Below are 23,047 nucleotides of genomic sequence, written 5' to 3'. Positions count from 1 at the left end.
AAACGGGGGACAGGAAGCATGACCAGGAAAATGATGAAGGCGGGCCTTGCCGTCCTGCTTGGCACCGCGGCCGCCACAACGGTCGCCGCCCGCGATCAGGCTCCCTCCACCGGACAGGGCACCACCGCACCGAACAAGGCCGGCGAAGACTCGCTGCGCCGGGCCGAAGCGACGCTGCGGCAGATGACGCAGGACGAAAGGTCCGTGCTGACCCACGGGATCATGCCGCTGCCGGTCGGCGCCACTCCGCCACCCATCCCGGCGGATGCCATTCCCGGCGCCGGCTATGTCGGCGGTATCGCCCGGCTGGGCGTTCCCGCGCTCAAGGAAACCGACGCCAGCCTTGGCGTGGCCTACGTGTTCGGGCTGCGCCGCGATGGAGCCACCGCGCTGCCATCGGCCCTCGCCATGGCATCGACCTGGAATCCCGCCCTGATCGAACAGGGCGGCGCGATGATCGGCGCCGAAGCGCGCGCCAAGGGCTTCAACGTGATGCTGGCCGGCGGCGTCAACCTGATGCGCGATCCGCGCAACGGCCGCAACTTCGAGTATTTCGGCGAAGACCCGCTGCTCAGCGGCACGCTCGCCGGCCATGCGATCCGGGGCATCCAGTCGAACCACATCATCGCCACGATTAAGCACTTCGCGCTGAACGGGCAGGAGACCGGCCGCAAGTTCGTCGATTCCAGAATTTCCGAAGGCGCCGCGCGCGAAAGCGATCTGCTGGCCTTCCAGCTCGGCATCGAGATCGGCAATCCGGGCTCGGTGATGTGCGCCTACAACAAGGTCAATGGCGACCCGGCCTGTTCCAGCAACTGGCTGCTGAACACAGTGCTCAAGCGCGACTGGGGCTACAAGGGCTTCGTGATGTCGGACTGGGGCGCGGTGCCCGATCTTCAGGCGGCGATGAACGGGCTGGACCAGCAATCGGGCGGACAGCTCGACAAGGCGATGTTCTTCGATCGCCCGCTCGCGGAGGCAGCCGCCACCAAGCCCGCCTGGGCCGCGCGGCGCGATGACATGAACCGCCGCGTGCTCTGGGCGATCTACGACAACGGGCTGGACAAATTTCCCGTCAGCCCCGGCGGCAAGATCGATTTCGATGCGCATGGCAGGATCGCGCAGGATACCGCCGAACAGGGCATCGTCCTGCTGCGCAACGAACGGGGGGCCTTGCCGCTTGCCGCTTCGGCCAAAAAGATCGCCGTCATCGGCGGCTACGCCGACACCGGCGTCGTTTCGGGCGCAGGCTCAAGCCAGGTGCAGGGCCAGGGCGGGCCGGCGGTATCGATCCCGCTGGGCGGCGGTAGCGGCTTCGCGGCCTTCATACAGGAGGCCTATCACCGCTCCGTTCCGCTGAAGGCGATCAAGGCGCAAGCCGGCGACGCTGCCGTTACCTATCGCAACGGCCGCTATATCTCCGAAGCGGTTACGCAGGCGAAGCAGGCCGATGTCGCGATCGTGTTCGCCACGCAATGGTCGACCGAAGGGTTCGACCAGCCCGATCTGACGCTGCCCAACGGGCAGGACGCGCTGATCGCGGCGGTGGCGGACGCCAATCCGAATACGATCGTCGTGCTCGAAACCGGCGGGCCGGTGCTGATGCCGTGGCTTGGCAAGACCGCCGCTGTGATCGAGGCATGGTATCCGGGCGCACGGGGCGCGGAAGCGATTGCGAACGTGCTGTTCGGCAAGTCCAATCCTTCAGGCCGCCTGCCGATCACGTTCCCGGCCGCCGAAAAGCAGCTTCCGCGCGAGAAGGTCGATGGTTTCGACGTGCTCGAACCCGATTTCACCGGCAATCCGCCGCACGCGGACATGGCCCTTGTCGCCAACTACGACATCGAGGGCTCCGACCTTGGTTACCGCTGGTTCGCCCGCAAGGGTGAAAAGCCGCTGTTCCCGTTCGGTCACGGCCTGTCCTACACCACGTTCGCCGCCAGCCGCCTCAAGACCGACGGCGCGACGGCCACGTTCACGGTCGCCAACACCGGCAAGCGCGCCGGCGCGACGGTGGGGCAGCTTTACATGGTCACGCAGGCCGGTGCACGCCGGCAGCGTCTGGTGGGCTACGCGCGCGTCGATCTGGCGGCCGGCGCATCGCAACCGGTCACGGTCGCGATCGATCCGCGCCTGCTGGCGGACTGGAAGAACGGCGCATGGTCCATCGCCGGCGGCGATTACGGCTTCGCACTGGGTGAAAACGCGGACACGCTCGGCCCGGTCGTCACCGTGCGTATGAAACCACGGCGCTGGTAGGCGCCGATCAGCCCGCGCGCACCACGCAGCGAAAGCCGATGTGCGTGGTGGAGGTATCGACCATTTCCGGGTGGCGCGCCGCCGGGCGGTAGCGCTGGCAATAGTTCGCCGCGCACAGGTGCGATCCACCCTTCAGCACCTTGCGCCCGATCCGCACCGTCGGCTGCGCCGGGTCGTAGCTGCCTTTCAGCTTGCCGCCGCGCGGGTTGGAAACCGTGCAGCAGGAGCCTTTCGGCTTCTTGAGATCGACCTGCGCCGCATGGTCGCTCCACCAGTCTCGCGTCCATTCCCAGGTGTTGCCGATCATGTCGTACAGGCCATAGCCGTTGGGCGGGAAGGACCGCACCGGCGAGGTCCGCTCCCATCCGTCCAGGCACTGGTTGGCGAAGGGGAACAGGCCCTGCCAGTAGTTCGCCAGCATCTGCCCGCCCGGCGCCAGCTCGTCGCCCCAGGCGTATTCGCGGCCTTCCAGGCCGCCGCGCGCGGCATATTCGTATTCGGCTTCGGTCGGCAGATCCTTGCCCGCCCAGCGCGCATAGGCATCGGCATCCGCCCATGCGACATGCACGACCGGGTGGTCCCACAGGTCCAGATCGTCCAGCGAACTGCCGGGGCCAAGCGGATGGCGCCAGTCCGCCCCGAATTCGAAGTGCCACCAGTTGCCCGGCGCGCTCATATCCACCGGCCCGCGCGTCTTGCGGAACACCAGCGATCCGGCGCGGTCCATGCCCGGCAACATATCGGGATAGTCCTTCGGATCGGGCGCGATCTCGGCCTGCGTCACATGCCCCGTTGCCTCCACGAAGCGCGCGAACTGGCGGTTGGTCACGGGCGTCTCGTCGATGTGAAAGGCATCGACCTTCACGCGGCGCAGCGGCGCTTCTTCCGGATAGAACGCTTCCGATCCCATCGTGAAAGTGCCAGCCGGGACGGCAACCATCCCCGCGTAGCGGTCCGCCACGGCTTCCAAACGCTCTTCCTTCCCCATCGCCACGCCTAAGCGCCCGCCCATACCGGCGCCCGCTTTTGCAGGAAGGCGTCGATACCTTCGCCGGCGTCTTCCTCCATCATGTTCCGCGCCATCACCTCCGTAGCCAGCGCATAGGCATCAGCGCTCGGGCGTTCGCGCTGGGCATGGAACAGCGCCTTGCCATGGCGGATCGCGGCGGGGCTCTTGGCCATGATCGTGCGAACGAAATCATCTACCGCCGCATCGAGATCCCCGGGCGCGACGGTCCGGTTGGTCAGACCCCAGCTCTCCGCCGTGGCCGCATCGATAAACTGCCCCGTCACCAGCATCTCGAACGCGCGCTTGGCCGGCACGTTGCGCGAGAGCGCAACAGCCGGCGTCGAGCAGAACAGGCCGACGTTGATCCCCGAAACGGCGAACCGCGCCTCGGAGGAGGCGACCGCGAGATCGCAGCTGGCGACGAGCTGGCATCCCGCCGCCGTGGCGATGCCGTGCACGCGCGCGATCACCGGCAACGGCAAGGCGGCGATGGCCTGCATCACCTCGGTACAGGCACCGAACAGATCGCGATAATAGGCAATGTCGGGCGTGGCGCGCATCTGGCGCAAGTCATGCCCCGCGCAAAACGCGCGGCCCGCGCCGGACAGCACCACGCAGCGCGCAGCGGGATCGGCCGCGACAACGGCCAGCTCGGCTTTCAGCGCCGCGAGCATCTCTTCCGACAGCGCGTTGAACTGCGCCGGGCGGTTGAGCACCAGATCGAAGCGCCCCCGATCGCGATGCACGAGGACGAGGGGTTCATCGTGGCTGGCAGACGTCATCTTGCGTGCATCCTCGATCCTGTTGTGGCCGATACCGGATTTTGCTTCGTATAGCGTACAGCGATTGCGAAAAACCGATTTTGCGCCTTGCTGCCGCCGCCCACCATGCGCCTTTCCCGCAGGAGGCCCATGCTCGACCGCTTCGCCTATACCACGTTGCCCGCACGCATCCTCTTCGGGCCAGGGATCGCGGCACACCTTGCCGGGGAAATCGAAACGCTCGGCTGCCGCCGGCTGCTGCTGGTTTCGACGCCGGGGCAGCGGGACAAGGCGCAGGCGATTGCCGAACCGCTCGAAAGCAGGATCGCCAGCCATTTCGCCCATGCCACGATGCACACCCCAGTCGAGGTGACCGAAGCCGCGCTCGCCGAATTTCGCGACGTGGATGCCGATGGCGTGCTCGCTTACGGCGGCGGCACGGCGGTTGGCCTAGCCAAGGCGATCGCCCTGCACACCGGCTGCCGGCAGGCGATCGTCGCCACCACCTATGCCGGCTCGGAAGTGACGCCCGTGCTGGGGCAGACGGCGGCGGGTATGAAGACGACGGTGCGCGATCCCCGGCTGCTGCCCGATCTGGTGCTTTACGATCCCGATCTCACGCTGGACCTGCCCCTGCCGACCAGCATTACCAGCGGCTTCAACGCCATCGCGCACGCGGTGGAGGCGCTCTACGCGCCGGATCGCAATCCCGTTTCCAGCCTGATGGCGCTGGAAGGCGCACGCGCCATGGTGGAAGCCCTGCCCCGCATCGCCGCCGATCCGCTGCATCTGCCCGCGCGCACGAATGCGCTCTATGCGGCATGGCTGTGCGGCACGGTGCTGGGCGCGGTCGGGATGTCGCTGCACCACAAGCTGTGCCACACGCTGGGCGGCAGCTTCGGCCTGCCCCATGCGGAGGTGCATACCGTGATCCTGCCGCACGCGCTGGCCTACAACACCCCGGCGGCGGTGGCGGAACTCGCCCCGCTGGCGCAAGCGTTGGGCGACGATCCCGCGCGGGCGCTGCACCGGCTGGCGCGCGACCTGGGCGCGCCAACCTCGCTCGCCGCGCTCGGCATGGCGGAAAGCGATATCGACCGCGCCGCCACACTGGCCACGCAGAACACCTATCCCAACCCGCGCCCGGTCGAACGCGGACCGATCCGCGACCTGCTGGCACGGGCGTGGCAGGGAGAGCAACCGGCATGACCGGGCCAATCATCAGGGAGCAAGGCGCATGAGCTATTTTACGGAGGCGCAATCGGCCGAGGCGGTCAACGCCCGGCTGGGCGCGGACATCGACCCGCGCCTTGACCGGATCATGCGCTCGCTGGTCACGCACCTGCACGCCTTCATCAAGGACGTCGAGCTGACAGGCGAGGAATGGGCCACGGCGATCGATTTCCTGACCGCCACCGGCCGCATCTGCAGCGCGGAACGGCAGGAGTTCATCCTGCTGAGCGACGTGCTGGGCGCATCGATGCTGGTCGATGCGATCAACAACCGCCGGCCGGACAAGGCCACGCAGAACACGGTGCTCGGGCCTTTCCACGTCGCCGGCGCGCCGGTGCGGGAGATGGGCGCAAGCATCTGTCTAGATGGCGGAGGCGAAGCCTGCCTGTTCGAAGGTATGGTGACCGACATCGCCGGCCAGCCCATCGCCGGCGCGGAGATCGACGTATGGTCGGACAACGCCGATGGCTTTTACGATGTTCAGCAACCCGGCGTACAACCACAATGGAATAATCGAGGTCGATTTTTAACCGATAAGGACGGACGATACGCCTTCATCGGTATCAAGCCCGTATCCTATCCCATCCCGTATGACGGTCCGGTGGGCCAGATGCTCGAAGCGACCGGGCGGCATCCGTGGCGCCCGGCGCATACCCATTTCATCATCTCTGCGCCCGGTTTCGACCGGCTGGTGACGCATACGTTCGTTGCCGGCGACGCATGGCTGGAAAGCGATGCGGTGTTCGGCGTTAAGGCGCCGCTGATCGTGGACTACGAACCCACACCCGATGCCGCGACGCCGTGGCGCTGCGCTTTCGATTTCGTGCTGGCACCGGCCCATGCGTGACCGGACCATCGCACAGGACAGCGCCGCATCGTGGTATGTCGTGGCGATCTGCATGGCGGCCTACGTGCTGTCGTTCGTCGACCGGCAGATCCTGTCGCTGCTGATCGGGCCGATCCAGGCCGATCTCGGCATCAGCGATACCCAGTTCGGCCTGCTGCACGGCTTCGCCTTCGCGATCTTCTACGCCACGCTCGGCGTGCCGATCGCCGGCTTTTCGGACCGGATGGCGCGCCCGGCGGTCATCTCCGCCGGCATCGCCGTGTGGAGCCTCGCCACCGCCGCCTGCGGCCTTGCCGGCAGCTTCGCCGCGCTGTTCGGCGCGCGCGTGATGGTGGGGGCGGGCGAAGGCGCTCTTTCCCCCGCCACGCAATCGCTGATCGCCGATCTCTTTTCCCGCGAAAAGTTGGGCCGGGCGCTGGCGGTCTATTCGCTCGGCTCGTTTGTGGGCGCGGGGCTCGCCTTCGTCGCGGGCGGCGCGGTGATCGCGGCGGCGACGGCGCACGGCACGGTGCATATTGCGGGCCTGGCGCTGCGGCCATGGCAGCTCTGCTTCATGATCGTGGGGCTGCCGGGCCTGCTACTGGCGCTGATTGTCGCCATGACCGTGCGCGACCCTCGCCCTACGGCGAGAGCGGAACAGGCAGCCTCCCCGCCGGGCATCGGCGCGGTCTTCGCCATGATGCGCCGGCATCGCGCGATCTTCGGCCCGCACCTTGCCGGCTATGCCCTGACCGGCTGGGCGCTGTTCGGCACGCTGGCCTGGGCGCCGGCCGTGCTGACCCGCGCCTTTGGCTTCGACACGCGCGAGGCCGGGCTATGGCTCGGCCTGATCGCGACCTGCGCGGGCGGCGGCGGCGCCTATGCCAGCGGCTGGCTGATGGACCTGCTCGACCGCCGCAGCGGACGGGGGGATGGCGCGCTGCGCGTCGGCATGATCGGGGGGCTATGTTCCGCGCTGTTCGGCGGCGCGCTGGCCTTCGCGCCTTCGCCGGGCACGGGCCTGGCGCTGCTGGCGGGTTTACAGTTCTTTTCGTCGTTTCCCATCGCACCGTCGGGCGCGCTCGTCCAGATCGTCGCGCCGCCGGCCATGCGCGCGCGGGTCTCGGCGCTGCTGATCTGCTGTACGTCGCTGCTGGGCGCGGGGGCGGGAACGCTACTGATCGGCCTGCTAAACGACCATCTGTTCGGCGCGGGCGCGGGGATCGTGCGATCGCTCGCGCTGGTGACCGTGGTCGGCGGCGTGGGCGCGGCGGCCATCCTCGCGCCCGGATGCAAGCCATTGCGCGCCTTCGTTGCGGGTCAGCGAGCCTGAACCCGCGCCTCGGCCATTGCCGCCTTGAGCCGGGCGCGGACCGGACCCGGCGACCGTAGCCAGTCCGCGCGCAGCCGCGTCACTTCCTCGGCTGTGTAGTCTTCGAACCCCGCCGGCATCGGCCCCATCCGGCGGACCAGCCAGTTCATCAGCCGGGCGACGTCGGCATCGCTGAGGCGTGAGGTGGAAACGCCGGGCACGCGCACCAGATACTCGCGCCCGCCCGGCAAGGCCGCGAAAGGACCGAGCTGCCCGCGCATGTCGGGCACTTTGCCGGCCATGCCGCGCCCGTCGGGCAAGTGGCATCCCTGGCAGTGCAGCGCATAGTCCACCCAGGCGCGGTGCGCGCGCTCGTCCGACGCCGTGCCGGTCGCGGCGACGCCGAACACCAGCGCCAACGGGAGCAGGACAACCGGTCGCCGCACGCCCCGCGCCGTCAGTCCGCCGGTCCGAGCACGACCGACGTGGAGCAGTGGTAGGCGACCCCCGCCTGCGTGCCGAGACACCAGTCGAGATCGTTCGACGTGGTCGGCTGGTAGGTTGGCGTCGCGCCTTCGTCGCGGCTGCAATTGCACCGCCCGCACGCCGCCTTGCCGCAGCAATCGTTGTAGCTGATGATGTAGTTGCGCCCGTCCACCGGGTTGCGGCAGGTGCCGACCCAGGTGATCGGCGAAGGCTCGGTTCCCGGCGGGCACGACGATGCCGAACCGCCGCAGCACGAACAGAGGAAGCCGTCCACCGCGCAATAGCGCCAGTATTCGCAAGACATCGGATCGCCCTGTTCCTGCACCTGCACGGGATTGGGCGCGCGTTCCGCCCGCGCGCGCGCCACCGGCAGCAGCGTGGCGGCGCCCGATACGGTCAGGAAAGCGCCCAGCCGCCCGATGAAGCCCCGGCGCGATGTGCCGCGCGCGGCGCTGCGGGCCAGGTATTCGGCGGCGCGGTCCAGTCTTCTCATGCTTTGCTTCCCTGGTTCTGCCCCAGCAGCCCCGCCGCGCGGGCGCGCTGGAAATCCTGCAGCGAGGCAACGCCGATCCGGCTCGCTTCGAACAGGCTTTCAAGATGTTCGCGGTTATTGATGAGGCCCTTGGCCACGATCTGATTGTTGGCGTCGATCAGCACGGCGTGGGGCAGCTTCGACACCTGGAAAGCGATGCCGAGCGGCGTCGACAGCACCAGCGGGAACGCCTCCAGCCGTTCGCGCACCACCATTTCGTATTGCGCTTGCGCATCGCCATCGCTGGCCAGCACCACCTGCAACGCGTCCCCCTGTTCGCGCGCGATCGATTTGACCACGGGGATCAACGACTTGCACACCGGGCAGGTCGGCGAAAGGAAGAACAGCAGGGTCGATCGCCCGTCCGCCGTCCCGCCGATGCGGACGGCGCGGCCGTCGATGGCTTCCAGTTCGAACGCCGGCGTCTCCTGCCCCACTTCCGGGCCACCCGGCAGCATCAGCGCGCCGACCGGGCCGAGCCGTTCGTGCAGCATCCCCACCTGCCGCAGCAGCGCGACGACGACCAGCGCCAGCACGAGCACCAGAACCCACAGCGCGATCAGCGCGGCAATCACGGCATTGGTCACGAGCGGATCTCCTTGCGGGGAAGGTGCAGCGCCATGTCGGCGCCGGCATGAATCAGCGCCATCAGCGCGAGGCCGCCGAGCAGGGTGACGGCATCGAGCCACACCAGCGGGCGGGGGGAAACGGGCAGTAGAGCCAGCAAAACCGCCAGAAGCAGCAGCGCGTTGCGGCCCACCAAGCCCCAGCGCAGTTCGGGCACGCGCGCGCCGAAGCCGAGACAGCCGCAGTCGATCCGCGTGTTCCCACGCAGAAGATTGATGGCGATAGCGGCCGCATAAGCCCCCAATAGCAGCGCGCAACCGAGCACGCCGGCGCGGCCGAGAGCAGGCCACAGGGGGCTGGCCAGCGCCGCCGCGCCGGCCGTGATTTCGGCCGCGATCACCGCCGGCGCACCCACGGGCTCCCACCCTGCCGGCAGAAGGCGATAGGCGGCGAGAGTAGGCACGAAACGCGTAAAATCGCGCATTTTGTGCACGCCCGCCGACAGGAACAGGCATCCCGCGCCGATCGCGGGCAGCAGCGCGAGAACGGGATCGATCATCGCGCGCCCGCCGTGGCCGCGACCGGCGCGGGCTGGATCAGCGTGAGGTCGGCCCCCAGCCCTTCCACCTTGCGCAGGACCGCGCCGGTGCCCGGATCGCGCACCGTCAGCGTGCCGCTGCCGAACAGCGTGGTGTAGAGCAGCGGCGCATCGTCGCCGCTGACGGCCACCGCGCTGGCCGGCTGATCGAGCGCGATGCGGGCGGTGCGCTTGGCCGAGGCGACGTCATAGACCCAGATTTCCTCGCCGGGATATTTGTGCGTTCCCGCGCCGCCCTTGTGCATCAGCACGAACAGCCGCCCGCTGGGCGCGTGATAGGCCAGCGGCTGCAAGCCGCCCGGCCGCCACGCGGATTCGTCCGCCCCCGCCAGCTTCCAGCGCGCCTTGACCGCGATCTGCCCGCCGGCCCCGTCGATCACCGCGACATCGCCGGCAAAGGTGGTGAACAGCCAGGTGGACGGACCGATCCGCACCGGCTTGTCGCTGGCGGGATCGTCGGCGGTGAACAGCGGCTTGGTCGTCGCGCCCAGATGAACCGCGCCATCCGCATCGAGCGCGGCGGCCTGCAACGATCCATCGGCGCATTGCATCAGGAAACCGCGCGGCCCGGTCATGTGCATCAACCCGCAGCCGGGCGTCGGAAATTCGCCCACCAGCTTGCGCGCCTGCGCATCGACCACGCTGACCGACTGTTCGGGCGTGAAGTTGTACACCAGCAGGAACCGACCGTCGTCGGTCAGCGGCATGGTGGAGGGCAGCGGCAGCGACTGGATGCGCTTGGCCGGGATCTGCACCTCGTCGCCCGGCATCAGGTCGCTGATCTTGAAGAACGTTACGACATCGGTGCGCGTGCCCCGGCTGCCGCGCGAATAGTACGTGCCCGGCACCATCGCCGTGCGCCCATCGGGCGAGACGGCGACGCCCGTGTGCGACATGCCACCCGGAATCGTGCCGAGGAAATGGCCACTGTCCGCATCGATCAGATAGGCGCGGCCATCGGCGATGTGCAGGAAGCTGATGTCGTTCACCAGCACCCAGTGCGGCGGCATCTGTTCCTTCAGCTCGACCGTGGTCAGTTCCTCGGGCTTCAGCGGCGCGGGCTTCTGGGCCATGGATTTCTGGGCCACGGGCTTCGGCGGCGCGGCCATCGCCTGCGCAGCGCCAAGCGCGATGAGCGAGAGGGCAAGCAGCTTCTTCATCGAAAACTCCGCAACGAAAGCCGGCCCCGCGCCCGATTTCCTATGGCCATGGGCCGCACCACGATCACCACTTCACGCTCGCGCTGACGCCATAGGTGGCGGGCTTGGCGTACATCGCGGTGGTGCCGAGCGGACCGAGGTTCAGCGTATACTGGCGATAGGCCTTGTTGAAGACATTGCGGCCGAACACCTCGATGCTGAAACGGTCGTCCGCGCTGGTCCAGGTCAGCGAGGCGTTCGAGACGTTGTAGGCCTTCTGGAACGAGGACGCGCCGTTGGTCACTTCGAGGTACTGGTCATCATACCACGCGCCGTCGAACTGCGCGGCGACATTGCCCAGTGCGGTGTCGATGTCGTAGCGGAACAGGTAGTTCACGCTGAAGCGCGGCGCGTTGGGCAGCTTGGCGTTGGTGACCGTGGCCGCCGGGAAGGTGCAGAAATAGTTGCCGGTGCCCTGATCGACGCAATATTGCGGCACGCTGGCGCCGGGGACCAGCACCGATAGGTATTCCGACCCCGCCGTCGCCACCGACTTGACCTTGCTGGTTTCCCACGTCGCGCCAAGGTTCACGTTGAAGTGCGGGACCGGCCTGATCCACGCCTCGAACTCCGCGCCGGTGGCGGTGGCATCGCTGTTGCGGACCTGCGGCACGTTGGCGATCAGGGCGAAGGCCTGATAGTTCTTGTAACTGTAATGGAACACGGTGGCGTTGGCGCGGATGGTCTTGCTGTCGTTGGACCACTTGATGCCGCCCTCGAACGCGTTGAGCGTTTCCGCCTTGTGCTGGAAGGTCGAGGCATCGATCGCGGGGCTGAGCGTGAAGTTGCCGCCCTTGATGCCCCGGTTCCACGATGCGAACAACAGCGTGTTCGCCGCCGCCTTGTAGTTCAGCGTGGCGCGCGCCGCCCAATCGCCCTTGGAAATGCGATCGACGCCGGGGATCACCGCATCGAAGCTCTGGTTCGAGGCCAGTTCCACCGTGCTGCCGTCCGAACTGACGAGCGAATGGTAGGTGACGCCCTTGGTGTCCTTGGAATAGCGCAGGCCGGTTATCAGCGTCAGCGCATCGGTCAGGTCGTATTCGGTCTGCGCGAACAGCGACCAGTTCTTCGAGGTCAGGCGATAGGTCTCGTCGATCGAGGGGTTGCTGCCGCCCAGCCCCACGGCCACCGCCGCGCCCAGCGCCGGGTTGCCGGTGGTCACGGTATGGCCGTTGATCTTCATGTCGAGGTAGTAGAACCCCGCCTGCCAGCGGAAGCGCGGCAGATCGCCCGACAGGCGCAGTTCTTCGCTGAACTGGCTGTAGCGCGCCTGCGTTTCGTAGCGGATGAGGTCGAGCGGCGTGGCGTCGCCATCCTCGAGATAAGACTTGGTGAGCTTGGTATAATTGGTGATGCTGGTCAGCTTGATGCCGCCCAGATCATAGGCCAGCTTGCCCTGATAGACATCGATCTTGCGATCGAGGAAACCGGGGACGTTGGAGAAGTTCTGGTAGGGGCTGGCCTTCTCGCCGGTGATGCCGTTGATGACCCCGCCGGTGCCGTTCGAGAGGCCGGCGGTGTCGGTGGTGCAATAGCCGTTGTCCTGCAGGTTGCAGTTGTCGAAGACATAGCCGCCGGTGGCGACGTGATCGTCCTGCGAATGCTTGTACCACAGGTCCAGCTTGCCGTTCGGGCCAAGGTCCGCCTGCACCGTGCCGCGCACGGCCCAGCCGTTCTCCCCGCCCAGCGCCTGCCCGTCGCTTTCGAACACGCCCGGCAGCGCCGCCGCCGGCTTGATGTAGCCATCCGCCTTGGCGACGCGGCCGGCCACGCGGAAGCGCAGGCCGGAGGTGATGCTGCCGCCCACCGCGCCTTCCAGCGTGCGCCGGTTGAAGCGTTCGTAGGTACCCGAGGCATAGCCGTTGAAGTCCGCCCGGCTGGCGTCGTTGCTGACGTACTGGATCAGGCCGCCGGTGGCGTTGCGGCCGAACAGCGTGCCCTGCGGCCCGCGCAGCACTTCCACGCGCTGCACATCGAACAGCTGGCCGGAAATGCCGTTGATCGAGCCCATGTAGGCATCGTCGACATAGACCGCGACCGGGCTTTCCAGATAGTCGGTGAAATTGTTCTGCGAAATGCCGCGCAAGTTGAAGATGGTGACGTTGGGCGACCAGGCGTTGAGCTGAAGCCCGGGTACGTGCTGGGTGATCTGGGTGGTGTCGGTCACGCCCAGCGCCTTCAGCTGATCGCCCGAGAACGCGGTGATCGAGATCGGCACCTTGGCGACGTTCTCGGACCGCTTGGTGGCGGTCACCACGATGTCGCCGAAGCCGCTCGTCGCATCCTGCGTGGCGGTTTGTGCTTCCTGCGCGTGCGCCGCGCCGGCCATCCCGGCGATCGCGACCGCCATGGCCAGTATGCTCGACGCCGCTTTGGTTTTCCCGAAGGTCATGCCGGATGCTCCCTGATCGCCGGCACCAACTGGTGCTTTTGTTGACCGGATGCTCGCCGAGGGGCCGTGGTATTTCAACAGTATAGAAATGCCGAAAACGTACATCCGCCGCGCATTTCGGATTGCCGGAACGCAAAGCGGCCAAGCTCTGCGGAACCCGCAAGCGGGGTTCGCGAAATCGGTTGCAACCTGTGACCGAAATGACGCGCTTTGCGTACAGCGCCGTTCGCGTTCCGGATAGCGCCGCTCCCCCAAATCGGGTGCCCTTCGGCCCTCAGCGACAGCGGGCGTGGCCGTGACCGACCCCGTACCCCTCCCATATGGCGGAACCCGGATGAAGACCAAAGCGATCCTGCTGACCGCGATCTGCGTCAGCGCCACGGCCCTTGCCGCGCCGAAGCCGGCGCCAGTCCGCGCCAGCACCGAGACCGCCAGCGCAGATACGGACTGGGCCATGCACGGCCTCGATCCCGGCGAAACGCGGTTCAGCCCGCTGGCCGCCATCGACGCCGCCAACGTCGCCCGGCTGGGCGTGGCGTGGAGCGCCGATTTCGACGCGCGATCGCTGCGCGGGGTGGAAGCGACGCCGATCGTGGTGGATGGCGTGATGTACGTCAGCGGTCCGTGGAGCGTGGTCATGGCGCTGGATGCGCGCACCGGCCGCGTGTTGTGGCGCTACGATCCGCAAGTCGATGGGGCCGATGCCCGGCGCGGTTGCTGCGACGTGGTAAACCGGGGCGTCGCCTATGCTGACGGCAAGGTGTTCCTGGGCGCGTTCGACGGGCGGCTGATCGCGCTCGACGCGAAGACGGGGCACGAGGTCTGGTCGGTTCAGACCACGGACCGCGACCAGAACTACACGATCACCGGCGCGCCGCGCATCGTGAAGAACCGCGTCATCATCGGCAACGGCGGCGCGGAATACGGCGTGCGCGGCTATGTCACCGCCTATGACGTGGCCACCGGCAAGCAGGCCTGGCGCTTCTATACCGTGCCCGGCGATCCGGCGAAGGGCTTCGAGAACAAGGCCATGGCAATGGCCGCCGGCACCTGGGCGGGCGAATGGTGGAAGGTGGGCGGCGGCGGCACCGCGTGGGATTCGATGGCCTACGATCCCGAACTCGACCTGCTCTACATCGGCGTGGGCAACGGCGGGCCGTGGGACCGCACCGTGCGCAGCGCCGGCAAGGGCGACAACCTGTTCGTCTCCTCGATCGTGGCGATCCGGCCGGAGACGGGCGAATACGTCTGGCATTTCCAGGAAGTGCCGGGCGACGAATGGGACTACACCGCCACGCAGCACATGATCCTGGCCGATCTCCAGATCGGCGGGCGGACGCGCAAGGTGCTGATGCAGGCGCCGAAGAACGGCTATTTCTATGTGCTGGACCGCGCGACCGGCCAGTTCATCTCGGGCACGCCCTATGTGCCGCTCAACTGGTCGAAGGGGCTGGACCCGCAGACCGGCCGGCCCGACATCGTGCCGGCCGCGCGCTATGCCGAAAGCGGCGCACCGTGGCTGGGCCTGCCCTCGCCTGCCGGCGGGCACAGCTGGCAACCGATGAGCTATGACCCTTCGCGCCGGCTGGTGTTCCTGCCCACCGCCGAAATGCCCTATGGCTATGTGTCGGCCAAGCCCGGCAGCTTTGCCTACGACCCGCGCGGGTGGAACACCGGGCAGGACCCGGCCGCCTCGTCGATGCCCGAAGACCCCAAGGTGCGCGCGCAGATCCGCGCGATGATGAAGGGCGCGCTGGTGGCGTGGGACCCGGTCGCCGGGCGGCGCGTGTGGTCCGTGCCGATGCCGCTGCCGTGGAACGGCGGCGTGCTTTCGACGGCCGGCGGGCTAGTTTTCCAGGGCAACGGCACGGGCGAATTCGCCGCCTATGCCGCCGACAGCGGTCGCAAGCTGTGGTCCGTGAACCTGGGCAGCGGCATCGTCGCCGCGCCCGTCACTTACCGCATCAGGGGCGTGCAATACGTCTCGGTCGCGGTGGGCTGGGGCGGCATCCTGCCGCTCAACATGGGCGAGGCGCTGAAGGACGCGGTCGGCCCGCGCGTGAATCGCATCGTCACCTTCCGGCTGGATGGCAAGGCGCCCTATGCGCTGCCGCCGGTCGATCCGAAGGTGCTGCCGCCGCTGCCCGCCAGCGCCGGCGATCCCCGGCAGGTGGACGAGGGCCGCACGCTGTTCCACGTGCGCTGCTGGATGTGCCACGGGGATACGGCGGTGAACCACGGCGGCGTGCCCAACCTGCGCTATTCGCAGGCGATCACCGATCCGCAGATGTTCGCCGCCTTCGTGCTGCAAGGCGTGGGCGAACCGCAGGGGATGCCCAACTTCGCCAAGGACCTGACCGCCGCGCAAGCCGAAGCGATCCGCGCCTATGTGGTGAAGCGCGCGCTGGACCTGAAGGCCGATCCCGACGCGCCGTGAGCAAGCGGCGGCGCGGCTTGCCGCCGGTTCAGGCGATACGGTTTCCGTCGGCATCCACGACCGCTTCTCCGTCTTCCTTGGAGAACGCCGCCTGCTGACGCCGAGGGAGGAGATCGAGGACTTCCTCGGACGGGCGGCACAGGCGGACGCCGAGCGGTGAGACCACCAGCGGGCGGTTGATGAGAATCGGATGCGCCATCATCGCATCGATCAAGGCGGCATCGCTCAGGCTTTCGTCGGCCAGGCCCAGTTCGGCGTAGGGCGTGCCCTTCTCGCGCAGCAGGGCGCGCGGGGTCATTCCCGCGCGGGCGATCAGGCTTTCAAGGAGCGCGCGCGCCGGCGGAGTCTTCAGGTACTCGACAACATGCGGCTCGATGCCGGCATTCCGGATCATCGCCAGCGCGTTGCGCGAAGTGCCGCAATCGGGGTTGTGATAGATCACGATGTCGGTGGTCATGGTCGTTCCTTGGCGTTCAGGCGATCGCCGGGCTTTCCCCGCCGCCAAACCAGTTGCGGCGGAACCACAGCGCAAGATTGACGAGGGCGATCAGCACCGGCACTTCGACGAGCGGCCCGATGACGGCGGCAAACGCCACCGGCGAGGCAAGGCCGAAGGCGGCGATGGCGACGGCGATCGCCAGCTCGAAATTGTTCGAAGCGGCCGTAAACGACAGCGACGCCGTGCGCGCGTAATCCGCGCCGCTGGCCCGGCCCAGCACGAAGGCCAGCACGAACATCGCCACGAAGAAGATCACCAGCGGGATCGCCACGCGGACGGCATCGAGCGGCAGCGCGATGATCTCGCCGCCTTTCAGGCTGAACATGCACACGATGGTGAAAAGCAGCGCCACCAGCGTGACCGGGCTGATCGCTGGCAGAAACGCGCCTTCGTACCAGGCCGCCCCGCGCATGCCGATCAGGACGCGCCGGACGAGATAGCCGCCGAGGAATGGCACGCCGAGATAGGTCACGACAGCCTTGGCGATCGTTGCGAAATCCACGTCGACCATGCGCGCCTCCATGCCGAACAGTGGCGGCAGAAAGCCGAGGTAGAACCAGGCGTAGGGGACGTAGAACACGATCTGGAACAGCGAATTGAACGCGACGAGGCCAGTCACATACTCCGCGCTGCCTTCGGCCAGCTGGTTCCACACCAGCACCATGGCGATGCACGGAGCGATGCCGATCAGGACGAGGCCGGTGAGGTATTCGGGCCTGTCCGGCAGGAACAGCGCGGCGAGCGCGAACATGAAGGCGGGCGCGATGACCCAGCACAGCACGAAGGACAGCGCCAGGATCCTGCCGTCGCGAAAGACCTTGCCGAGTTCCTCGTACCGCACCTTGGCCAGCGGCGGGAACATCATGAGGATCAGGCCCACGGCGATGGGAATGCTGGTCGAGCCGACCGACATCGCCCCCAGTGCGCGCGGAACCGATGGCGCCAGCGTGCCGAGAGCAATCCCCACGGCCATCGCCGCGAAGATCCAGACGGTCAGATAGCGATCGAGAAACGACAGACGCGGATGCGCCACCACCTGCCGGGTCATCGTGCAACCATCCTCTGGCTTGCCGCCGCGGTGTCTTCGTCCGCGGCCGGAGCGCAGGACAGGTTCGCGCCGCAGGGAACCCCGCCGCAGCAGTTTTCGGTAAGATAGGCCATGAGTCCGTTCATGGCGGGGTAGTTGGCCGAGTAGATGATGGACCGGCCCTGCCGGCGCTGCTTCACCAGACCGGCATTGGACAACTGGGCCAGATGAAAGCTCAACGAAGACGCCGGCACCGCCAGACGGCCGGCAAGCTCGCCGGCGGGCAGGCCGTCCTCCCCCGCCTGAACCAGCAGGCGATAGGTGGCCAGACGATGTTCCTGGGCGAGCGCGCCAAGGGCGCGGACAACCTGTTCCGCCGCTAATGATGATTCCATATTTCCAATATTATCGAGATAATATGGCACGTCAAGCAAGAGACCGCCCTGCGCGGGCAACGGTCAGGCCATCAGGACCGTGACGGGGCGCGCCTATCCCCGCTTGCGCAGGGTTTCCGAGGGAAGGCAGCCGTACTGCTGGCGATAATACTGCGCATAGCGGCCGAAATTGACGATGCCGCATTCAAGCATCAACTCGGTCACGCTGGCGGCGCCATCGCTTTCCATCAGCGCGCTGTGCAGCTTCTCCAGCCGATGCCGGCGGACGTATTCCAGCGGCGTCACGCCCAGGAAGTGGCGGAAGCCGCTTTGCAGCGAGCGCACGGAGACGCCCACCTGCGCCGCCAGCGCCGCGATCGAAATCGTCTCTTCCACCGAATCGTGGATGATCTCGCGCGCGCGGCGGACGTGGCGGGGCGAGATGTCGTTGCCGTGGAGTGCGATCTGTTCGGAATAGCTGTTGCAGTAATTGCCGAGCAGCACTTCGGCGAGCAGCATACCGTACTGGCGTTGCAGCCGCTTGTTGCTCATCGTGATCGGGCAGAGCTGCAACTGCCCGCAGATGTGGGTCAGCATCCCGCGCCACACCAGCGGCAGTTCGCGCGTGCCTTCGCGCCCCGGATAGAATTCCAGCCGGCGCTGGACCGGGATGTGGAGTTGCTGGCCGAGATAATCGGTGCAGATCGACGCGGGCATCCGCACCGCCAGATGGCGGCAATTGCCCGTCATGTGCACCTTGAGCGGCGTGCCGGGTGAGGACACCATCAGCTCGTCGGGCCGCAATTGATAGCGGTTGCCATCGGCCCACATCACGGTTTCGCCATCGAGCGCGAGATGGACCAGGAAGTGATCGTCCTCCAGCTGCGCCTCGACATCGACCTCCGTGCCGTACTGGAGATCGACGAACTGGATCGCGCCGAGTTCCATGCTGTAGATGCGCGCGTCGATCGGCTCCGCCCGGCCGCAATCGAAGCGGTGGCGCGAAAGGCGCTTCGACAGGTGTTCGTGGACCACCTCCGCCCGATCCGAATGGAAGGACTGAACACCGGCGACATTCGACTGGGCAAGGACGGCTAGCATGTGGCGGCTCCCTGAGCGCGACGGTTTGCCCGCCGTGTGTTCTCGCTTGCACTGTTACCCGGCTCACGCGGCCTGATCGGGTGCCGATCATGAGAACCGCGTAGCCGAGTCCTCATCCGATGCAGGACACTGAAAGCAGCGTCTCCTGTCAAGAGGCGTGCACCTTCCTTTTGCCGGATCGGCACGCGGCCTGCGCAAAGTGGATAGCGCGGGCGCGAACGCGCCTCCTACGATCGCGGTCCGACAGCACCATCCACGAAAAGGCGACCCTGAAATGAGCGAAACGCTGGACATCGCGATCACCGCCGGGGCGAGCCCTTCCGCCACCGTCGGGTCCGGCGCGCAGGCTGCCAGCGCCGCGACGCAGGCCTTCCTGGCGCAGCGCCACGACCTGTGGATCGATGGCGCACAAGTGCCAGCCGTCAGCGGCGACCGGCGCACCGTGATCGATCCGGCGACCGGCGCGCCCATCGCCGAAGTGGCGGAAGGCGGCGCGGCCGACATCGACCGCGCGGTGGCCGCCGCGCGCTCCGCGTTCGACACCGGCCCCTGGCGCGCGCTGCGGCCGGTGGAGCGCGAACGCCTGCTGCTGCGCCTGGCCGACCTGATTGAGCGCGACGCGGATCTGCTGGCCGAACTGGAAGTGCTGGACAACGGCAAGATCCTGCCCATGGCGCGCCATGGCGATCTGGTGCTTGCCATGGATTCGCTGCGCTACATGGCCGGCTGGGCAACCAAGATCGAAGGCACCACCATCGCGCCCTCGTTCCATTACGTGCCGGGCCTCAGCTTCACCTCGCACACCATCCGCCAGCCGGTGGGCGTGGTGGGGCAGATCATCCCGTGGAACTTCCCGCTGGTCATGGCGATCTGGAAGATCGCGCCGGCGCTGGCGGCGGGCTGCACCGTGATCCTCAAGCCGGCCGAGGACACGCCGCTGTCCGCGCTCCATCTGGGCGCTCTGATCGCCGAAGCCGGGTTCCCGGCCGGCGTGGTCAACATCGTGACGGGCGGCGCGGCGGCGGGCATCGCGCTGGTCGAACATCCACAGGTCGACAAGATCGCCTTCACCGGATCGACCGAAGTCGGGCAGGACATCCAGCGCCGCGCTACCGCCACGATGAAGCGCCTGAGCCTGGAACTCGGCGGCAAGAGCCCGGTGGTGGTGCTGGGCGATTGCCCGGTGCCGATGGCCGTGGAAGGCGCGGCCGGCGCGATCTTCTTCAACCACGGGCAGGTCTGCACCGCCGGTTCGCGACTGCTGGTCCACCGTAGCATCTATGCCGAGGTGATCGACGGTCTGGCGGCGGTTGCCAACGGCATGGTGCTGGGCGCGGGGCTCGATCCCGCCAGCCAGATGGGGCCGCTGGTTTCGGCCAAGCAGCGCGCGCGCGTGGACGGCTTCGTGCAAGGCGCGCTGGCGCAGGGCGCGCGGCTGGTGGCGGGCGGCGAGGCTCCCGCCGGCCCCGGCTTCTTCTATCGCCCCACCGTCTTTGCCGACGGTACGCCCGAGATGACGCTGTGCCGCGAGGAAGTGTTCGGCCCGGTGCTGGTGGCCATGCCGTTCGACAGCGAAGAGGAAGCGCTGGCGCTGGCCAACGACACCCGCTTCGGCCTGGGCGCCAGCGTGTGGACGCAGAACCTGGGCGCGGCCAACCGCTTCGCGCTGGGGCTGAAGGCGGGCAATGTCTGGGTCAACGCGCACAACCTGCTCGATCCGGCGGTGCCGTTCGGCGGCCACCGGATGTCCGGCTATGGCCGCGAACTCGCGCACGCGCCGCTCGAACTCTACACCGAGGCGAAGTCGGTGACGGTCACCCTGCTCTAGGCGCCTCCCCCCTTTGACGCTCCGCCCCCTGGAGAAGCCGCCGCGCCCTCACGCGGCGGCTTTTGCGTATGCGAAGCGTGCGAGCCAACACTCTCCCTGTTTTGCCGAATCCTTATTCGCAAACGCAGTACCGCCTTGCCGAACGCGCACATTGGCTGCGGATTGCGAATTGCCGCTGCCCGGCGAAATCCGGAAGTTCCCCGCAATGACGGCCGGCGCAGAACCGGACGCAGAAGTTCGCAGGCCCTGCCACGCAACTTTCCAATGAGGGATCACAATGACACGGGGAAATCACCGATACATCGGCCGCATGCTCACGGCCGGACTGCTGGCCGCAACCGCGCTTTCCTGCGGCGGCATCGCCCATGCCGAAGAAACCACGCCCGGCGCCTCGGCCAGCACCGGCCTTGAGGAAATCACCGTCACCGCGCGCAAGCGCAAGGAATCGCTCCAGGAAACGCCGATCGCGATTTCCGCCTTCTCCGGCAACGCGCTGGAACAACGGCAGGTCAGCTCGGTAACCGGGCTGGACCGGGTGGTGCCCAACCTGGTCGTCAGCGAAACGGCGCCGGTCGGCGGCAGCAGCGCGGCGGCCTCGTTCTTCATCCGCGGCATCGGTCAGACGGACTTCAACCAGAACACCGAACCGGGCGTGGGCATCTATGTCGACGGCGTATACATCGCGCGTTCGGTCGGATCGGCGCTGCAACTGGTGGACCTCGAAAACCTGGAAGTGCTGCGCGGGCCGCAAGGCACGCTGTTCGGCCGCAACACCATCGGCGGCGCGATCAACATCACCACCAAGAAGCCCGGCACGGAACTGGGCGGCACCGCTTCCGTCACCGGCGGATCGGATCACCTGCTCCAGTTCAAGGCGACGCTCGACGCGCCGATCACCGACCGCATCCTGACCAAGCTCACCGTGTTTTCGCGCAACCGCGATGGCTATGTCACGCGCACGAGCGACGGCGTCGATCTGGGCAACGACAACAAGTTCGCCATTCGCGGCGATGTCCGCCTGCTGCCGACGGACACGCTGACCATCGACGCCTCGATCGAGCGGATGCGCGAGCGCGAGCACGGCGCGCCGCTGCAGCTGATCGCGGCCTATGCCGATGCGCCTTTCGCGCAGTACAACAACCTGGCGCTAAACGGCGCGGTCTGCGCCACCACGCCCACGGCCGCCCAGTGCTATGGCTCGCAATGGATCGCGCCGGCCGGCAAGGATTACGGCACCGGCCGCGTCGTTTCCAACATCGACGTGCTGGGCGTGAACGTGACCGCCAACTGGAAAGCGCCGGAGCCGATCCTGGGCAGCGAGATCGCGGTCAAGTCGATCACCGCGTGGCGCAAGCTGGATTCGATCTTCGGCGCCGATCACGATCACAGCCCGGTGCTGATCGACGATACGTTCAACGATTATTCGCAGCGCCAGTTCTCGCAGGAACTCCAGGTCACCGGCTCGTCCAAGCTGCTCAACTGGGCAGCGGGCGTCTATTACTTCCGCGAAAGCGGCACCGATGCCAACACCGTGGACTTCTCGATCGGCAGTCTGCTGAGCGGGGGCGCGATCCGCAACCGCAGCCTGGCCTTCTATGGACAGGCGACGCTGAACATCACGCAAGCCCTGTCTATCACCGGCGGCATCCGCCATACCGACGAAGACAAGCTGTTCCTGCCCAACCAGGTCTATCTGACCGACTTCGTCGCCAGCCCCACGCAGATCCTGCCGGCGGGCACCCCGCAAGTGCTGCCGGGGGCAACGGGCAAGCTGAAAGTCAACGAAACCAACTTCCTCGCCAATATCTCGTACAAGTTCACGCGCGATATCATGGCCTATTTCAACTATTCCGACGGCTTCAAGTCGGGCGGCTTCACCCAGCGCCTGGCCGGCCCGCCGTTCATCTCGCCCCCCTCGTTCTCGCCGGAATACGTCAAGGTCTACGAGGCCGGCATCAAGAGCGAACTGTTCGACCGGCGCGTGCGGCTGAACCTTGCCGCGTTCCAGACCGACTACAAGGACATCCAGCTCAACGTCCTCTCGCCCGGCCTGCCCAACCCGTTCACGATGAACGCCGCCAAGGCCCGCATCCGCGGGTTCGAAGGCGAATTGAACACGCGGATCGGCAGCGGCTGGGCGTTCAACGCCTCGGTGGGCTATCTAGACGCGAAATATCTGGCGGCCAGCGGCGGCATCATCCTCCACACGGTGGCGGGTGACATCCCGGTCGGCACCGGCCTCGTCAACGTCAACAGCAAGTTCGTCAACGCGCCGAAATGGACGGCTTCGGTGGGCCTCGCCTACACCGCCGAAACCGCGATCGGAAAGTTCTCGCCGCGCGTGGACTGGGCCTATCGCAGCGACGTGTTCCTCGATGCGCTCAACACCCCACTGCTGCACCAGCCGGGCTATGGCCTGTGGAACGGCACCGTGAGCTATACCGACGCGGCGGAAAACTGGACCGTCAGCGTGGGCGCGAAGAACATCTTCAACAAGCGCTTCCTCGTTGCCGGCTATGCCGACGTGGGCGCTTCGGGCTTCGTCGAAGGCGTCTATAACCGGGGCCGCGAATGGCAGATCGAGGTGCGGCGCAAGTTCTGATC

19 protein-coding genes are annotated in these 23,047 nt (G+C 67.2%); 7 read left to right on the top strand and 12 right to left on the bottom strand.

Features of this window, described 5'->3' with window-relative positions; translation table 11 throughout:
* The first annotated feature begins 18 nt into the window (after nt 1-18).
* A complete protein-coding gene (locus tag FA702_RS20825; RefSeq protein ID WP_136957976.1) occupies nt 19-2,259 on the top strand; it encodes a beta-glucosidase in 2,241 nt (746 codons plus the stop codon).
* A 7-nt stretch (nt 2,260-2,266) separates the two neighbouring features.
* Here FA702_RS20825 and FA702_RS20820 read toward each other — a convergent pair whose 3' ends face one another.
* The gene (locus FA702_RS20820) at nt 2,267-3,199 is read right to left on the bottom strand and encodes a formylglycine-generating enzyme family protein (RefSeq protein WP_136958120.1); all 933 of its coding nucleotides are present in this window, start codon (nt 3,197-3,199) and stop codon (nt 2,267-2,269) included.
* A gap of 56 nt (nt 3,200-3,255) precedes the next feature.
* Nucleotides 3,256-4,050: an enoyl-CoA hydratase gene (locus tag FA702_RS20815; protein WP_136957975.1), complete on the bottom strand. Its 795-nt coding sequence runs from the start codon at nt 4,048-4,050 to the stop codon at nt 3,256-3,258.
* Nucleotides 4,051-4,179: 129 nt separating this feature from the next.
* Between FA702_RS20815 and FA702_RS20810 the strand changes: the two genes are divergently transcribed.
* The 3 genes from FA702_RS20810 to FA702_RS20800 are packed head-to-tail and all read left to right on the top strand — an operon-like array spanning nt 4,180 to nt 7,421.
* Entirely contained in the window at nt 4,180-5,238 is a 1,059-nt protein-coding gene (locus tag FA702_RS20810) for a maleylacetate reductase (RefSeq protein ID WP_136957974.1), read from the top strand.
* Nucleotides 5,239-5,266: 28 nt separating this feature from the next.
* Nucleotides 5,267-6,109: an intradiol ring-cleavage dioxygenase gene (locus FA702_RS20805; protein WP_136957973.1), complete on the top strand. Its 843-nt coding sequence runs from the start codon at nt 5,267-5,269 to the stop codon at nt 6,107-6,109.
* Nucleotides 6,102-7,421 carry an MFS transporter gene (locus FA702_RS20800; RefSeq protein ID WP_210417671.1) on the top strand — a complete coding sequence of 440 codons (1,320 nt, stop codon included), beginning with the start codon at nt 6,102-6,104 and terminating at the stop codon, nt 7,419-7,421. The genes FA702_RS20805 and FA702_RS20800 overlap by 8 nt, the downstream gene beginning before the upstream one ends.
* Here the strand turns inward: FA702_RS20800 and FA702_RS20795 are convergent.
* The 6 genes from FA702_RS20795 to FA702_RS20770 all read right to left on the bottom strand — a co-directional run bounded on the left by FA702_RS20795 (nt 7,409) and on the right by FA702_RS20770 (nt 13,177).
* Complete coding sequence (locus tag FA702_RS20795; protein ID WP_210417670.1) at nt 7,409-7,846, bottom strand: hypothetical protein; 438 nt, start codon at nt 7,844-7,846, stop codon at nt 7,409-7,411. The genes FA702_RS20800 and FA702_RS20795 overlap by 13 nt on opposite strands.
* 11 nt (nt 7,847-7,857) lie before the next feature.
* The gene (locus tag FA702_RS20790) at nt 7,858-8,379 is read right to left on the bottom strand and encodes a methylamine dehydrogenase light chain (protein ID WP_125953695.1); all 522 of its coding nucleotides are present in this window, start codon (nt 8,377-8,379) and stop codon (nt 7,858-7,860) included.
* Entirely contained in the window at nt 8,376-9,005 is a 630-nt protein-coding gene (gene mauD, locus FA702_RS20785) for a methylamine dehydrogenase accessory protein MauD (RefSeq protein ID WP_136957972.1), read from the bottom strand. The genes FA702_RS20790 and mauD overlap by 4 nt, the downstream gene beginning before the upstream one ends.
* On the bottom strand, nt 9,002-9,544 hold the full coding sequence (locus FA702_RS20780) for a MauE/DoxX family redox-associated membrane protein (RefSeq protein ID WP_136957971.1): 543 nt from the start codon (nt 9,542-9,544) through the stop codon (nt 9,002-9,004). Before FA702_RS20780 ends, mauD begins: the two co-directional genes overlap by 4 nt.
* Nucleotides 9,541-10,743 (bottom strand): amine dehydrogenase large subunit, encoded by a 1,203-nt coding sequence (locus FA702_RS20775; RefSeq protein WP_136957970.1) that lies wholly within the window; start codon nt 10,741-10,743, stop codon nt 9,541-9,543. The genes FA702_RS20780 and FA702_RS20775 overlap by 4 nt, the downstream gene beginning before the upstream one ends.
* Before the next feature lie 64 nt (nt 10,744-10,807).
* Nucleotides 10,808-13,177: a TonB-dependent receptor gene (locus tag FA702_RS20770; RefSeq protein ID WP_136957969.1), complete on the bottom strand. Its 2,370-nt coding sequence runs from the start codon at nt 13,175-13,177 to the stop codon at nt 10,808-10,810.
* A gap of 334 nt (nt 13,178-13,511) precedes the next feature.
* Between FA702_RS20770 and FA702_RS20765 the strand changes: the two genes are divergently transcribed.
* Nucleotides 13,512-15,614 (top strand): PQQ-dependent dehydrogenase, methanol/ethanol family, encoded by a 2,103-nt coding sequence (locus tag FA702_RS20765; RefSeq protein WP_136957968.1) that lies wholly within the window; start codon nt 13,512-13,514, stop codon nt 15,612-15,614.
* A 28-nt stretch (nt 15,615-15,642) separates the two neighbouring features.
* Here the strand turns inward: FA702_RS20765 and arsC are convergent, their stop codons facing one another.
* The 4 genes from arsC to FA702_RS20745 all read right to left on the bottom strand — a co-directional run bounded on the left by arsC (nt 15,643) and on the right by FA702_RS20745 (nt 18,615).
* Nucleotides 15,643-16,071 (bottom strand): arsenate reductase (glutaredoxin), encoded by a 429-nt coding sequence (arsC, locus tag FA702_RS20760; protein ID WP_136957967.1) that lies wholly within the window; start codon nt 16,069-16,071, stop codon nt 15,643-15,645.
* 16 nt (nt 16,072-16,087) lie between these two features.
* Nucleotides 16,088-17,161 carry an ACR3 family arsenite efflux transporter gene (arsB, locus tag FA702_RS20755; protein WP_136957966.1) on the bottom strand — a complete coding sequence of 358 codons (1,074 nt, stop codon included), beginning with the start codon at nt 17,159-17,161 and terminating at the stop codon, nt 16,088-16,090.
* The gene (locus FA702_RS20750) at nt 17,158-17,535 is read right to left on the bottom strand and encodes a helix-turn-helix transcriptional regulator (protein WP_136958118.1); all 378 of its coding nucleotides are present in this window, start codon (nt 17,533-17,535) and stop codon (nt 17,158-17,160) included. The genes arsB and FA702_RS20750 overlap by 4 nt, the downstream gene beginning before the upstream one ends.
* A 93-nt stretch (nt 17,536-17,628) precedes the next feature.
* The gene (locus FA702_RS20745) at nt 17,629-18,615 is read right to left on the bottom strand and encodes an AraC family transcriptional regulator (RefSeq protein WP_136957965.1); all 987 of its coding nucleotides are present in this window, start codon (nt 18,613-18,615) and stop codon (nt 17,629-17,631) included.
* Nucleotides 18,616-18,889: 274 nt separating this feature from the next.
* Between FA702_RS20745 and FA702_RS20740 the strand changes: the two genes are divergently transcribed.
* Together FA702_RS20740 and FA702_RS20735 are read left to right on the top strand one after the other, a co-directional pair.
* Nucleotides 18,890-20,443, top strand: coding sequence for an aldehyde dehydrogenase family protein (locus tag FA702_RS20740; RefSeq protein WP_136957964.1), 1,554 nt, complete (start codon nt 18,890-18,892; stop codon nt 20,441-20,443).
* Nucleotides 20,444-20,720: 277 nt separating this feature from the next.
* Nucleotides 20,721-23,045, top strand: a complete 2,325-nt coding sequence (locus tag FA702_RS20735) for a TonB-dependent receptor (RefSeq protein WP_136957963.1) — start codon at nt 20,721-20,723, stop codon at nt 23,043-23,045.
* Nucleotides 23,046-23,047 lie beyond the last annotated feature (2 nt).

It is taken from the genome of Novosphingobium sp. EMRT-2, from assembly GCF_005145025.1.
Lineage (GTDB): Bacteria > Pseudomonadota > Alphaproteobacteria > Sphingomonadales > Sphingomonadaceae > Novosphingobium.
This window is presented reverse-complemented; position numbering and strand designations above follow the sequence as displayed.

Bases quoted from the DNA above. Each gene is read 5' to 3' on its own strand.
- FA702_RS20735 (WP_136957963.1), top strand. From the start codon at position 20,721: ATGACACGGGGAAATCACCGATACATCGGCCGCATGCTCACGGCCGGA.
- FA702_RS20745 (WP_136957965.1), bottom strand. From the start codon at position 18,615: ATGCTAGCCGTCCTTGCCCAGTCGAATGTCGCCGGTGTTCAGTCCTTC.
- FA702_RS20740 (WP_136957964.1), top strand. From the start codon at position 18,890: ATGAGCGAAACGCTGGACATCGCGATCACCGCCGGGGCGAGCCCTTCC.
- FA702_RS20780 (WP_136957971.1), bottom strand. From the start codon at position 9,544: ATGATCGATCCCGTTCTCGCGCTGCTGCCCGCGATCGGCGCGGGATGC.
- FA702_RS20790 (WP_125953695.1), bottom strand. From the start codon at position 8,379: ATGAGAAGACTGGACCGCGCCGCCGAATACCTGGCCCGCAGCGCCGCG.
- FA702_RS20820 (WP_136958120.1), bottom strand. From the start codon at position 3,199: ATGGTTGCCGTCCCGGCTGGCACTTTCACGATGGGATCGGAAGCGTTC.
- arsB (WP_136957966.1), bottom strand. From the start codon at position 17,161: ATGACCCGGCAGGTGGTGGCGCATCCGCGTCTGTCGTTTCTCGATCGC.
- FA702_RS20815 (WP_136957975.1), bottom strand. From the start codon at position 4,050: ATGACGTCTGCCAGCCACGATGAACCCCTCGTCCTCGTGCATCGCGAT.
- FA702_RS20800 (WP_210417671.1), top strand. From the start codon at position 6,102: ATGCGTGACCGGACCATCGCACAGGACAGCGCCGCATCGTGGTATGTC.
- FA702_RS20825 (WP_136957976.1), top strand. From the start codon at position 19: ATGACCAGGAAAATGATGAAGGCGGGCCTTGCCGTCCTGCTTGGCACC.
- FA702_RS20765 (WP_136957968.1), top strand. From the start codon at position 13,512: ATGAAGACCAAAGCGATCCTGCTGACCGCGATCTGCGTCAGCGCCACG.
- FA702_RS20805 (WP_136957973.1), top strand. From the start codon at position 5,267: ATGAGCTATTTTACGGAGGCGCAATCGGCCGAGGCGGTCAACGCCCGG.
- FA702_RS20770 (WP_136957969.1), bottom strand. From the start codon at position 13,177: ATGACCTTCGGGAAAACCAAAGCGGCGTCGAGCATACTGGCCATGGCG.
- FA702_RS20750 (WP_136958118.1), bottom strand. From the start codon at position 17,535: ATGGAATCATCATTAGCGGCGGAACAGGTTGTCCGCGCCCTTGGCGCG.
- FA702_RS20810 (WP_136957974.1), top strand. From the start codon at position 4,180: ATGCTCGACCGCTTCGCCTATACCACGTTGCCCGCACGCATCCTCTTC.
- FA702_RS20775 (WP_136957970.1), bottom strand. From the start codon at position 10,743: ATGAAGAAGCTGCTTGCCCTCTCGCTCATCGCGCTTGGCGCTGCGCAG.
- arsC (WP_136957967.1), bottom strand. From the start codon at position 16,071: ATGACCACCGACATCGTGATCTATCACAACCCCGATTGCGGCACTTCG.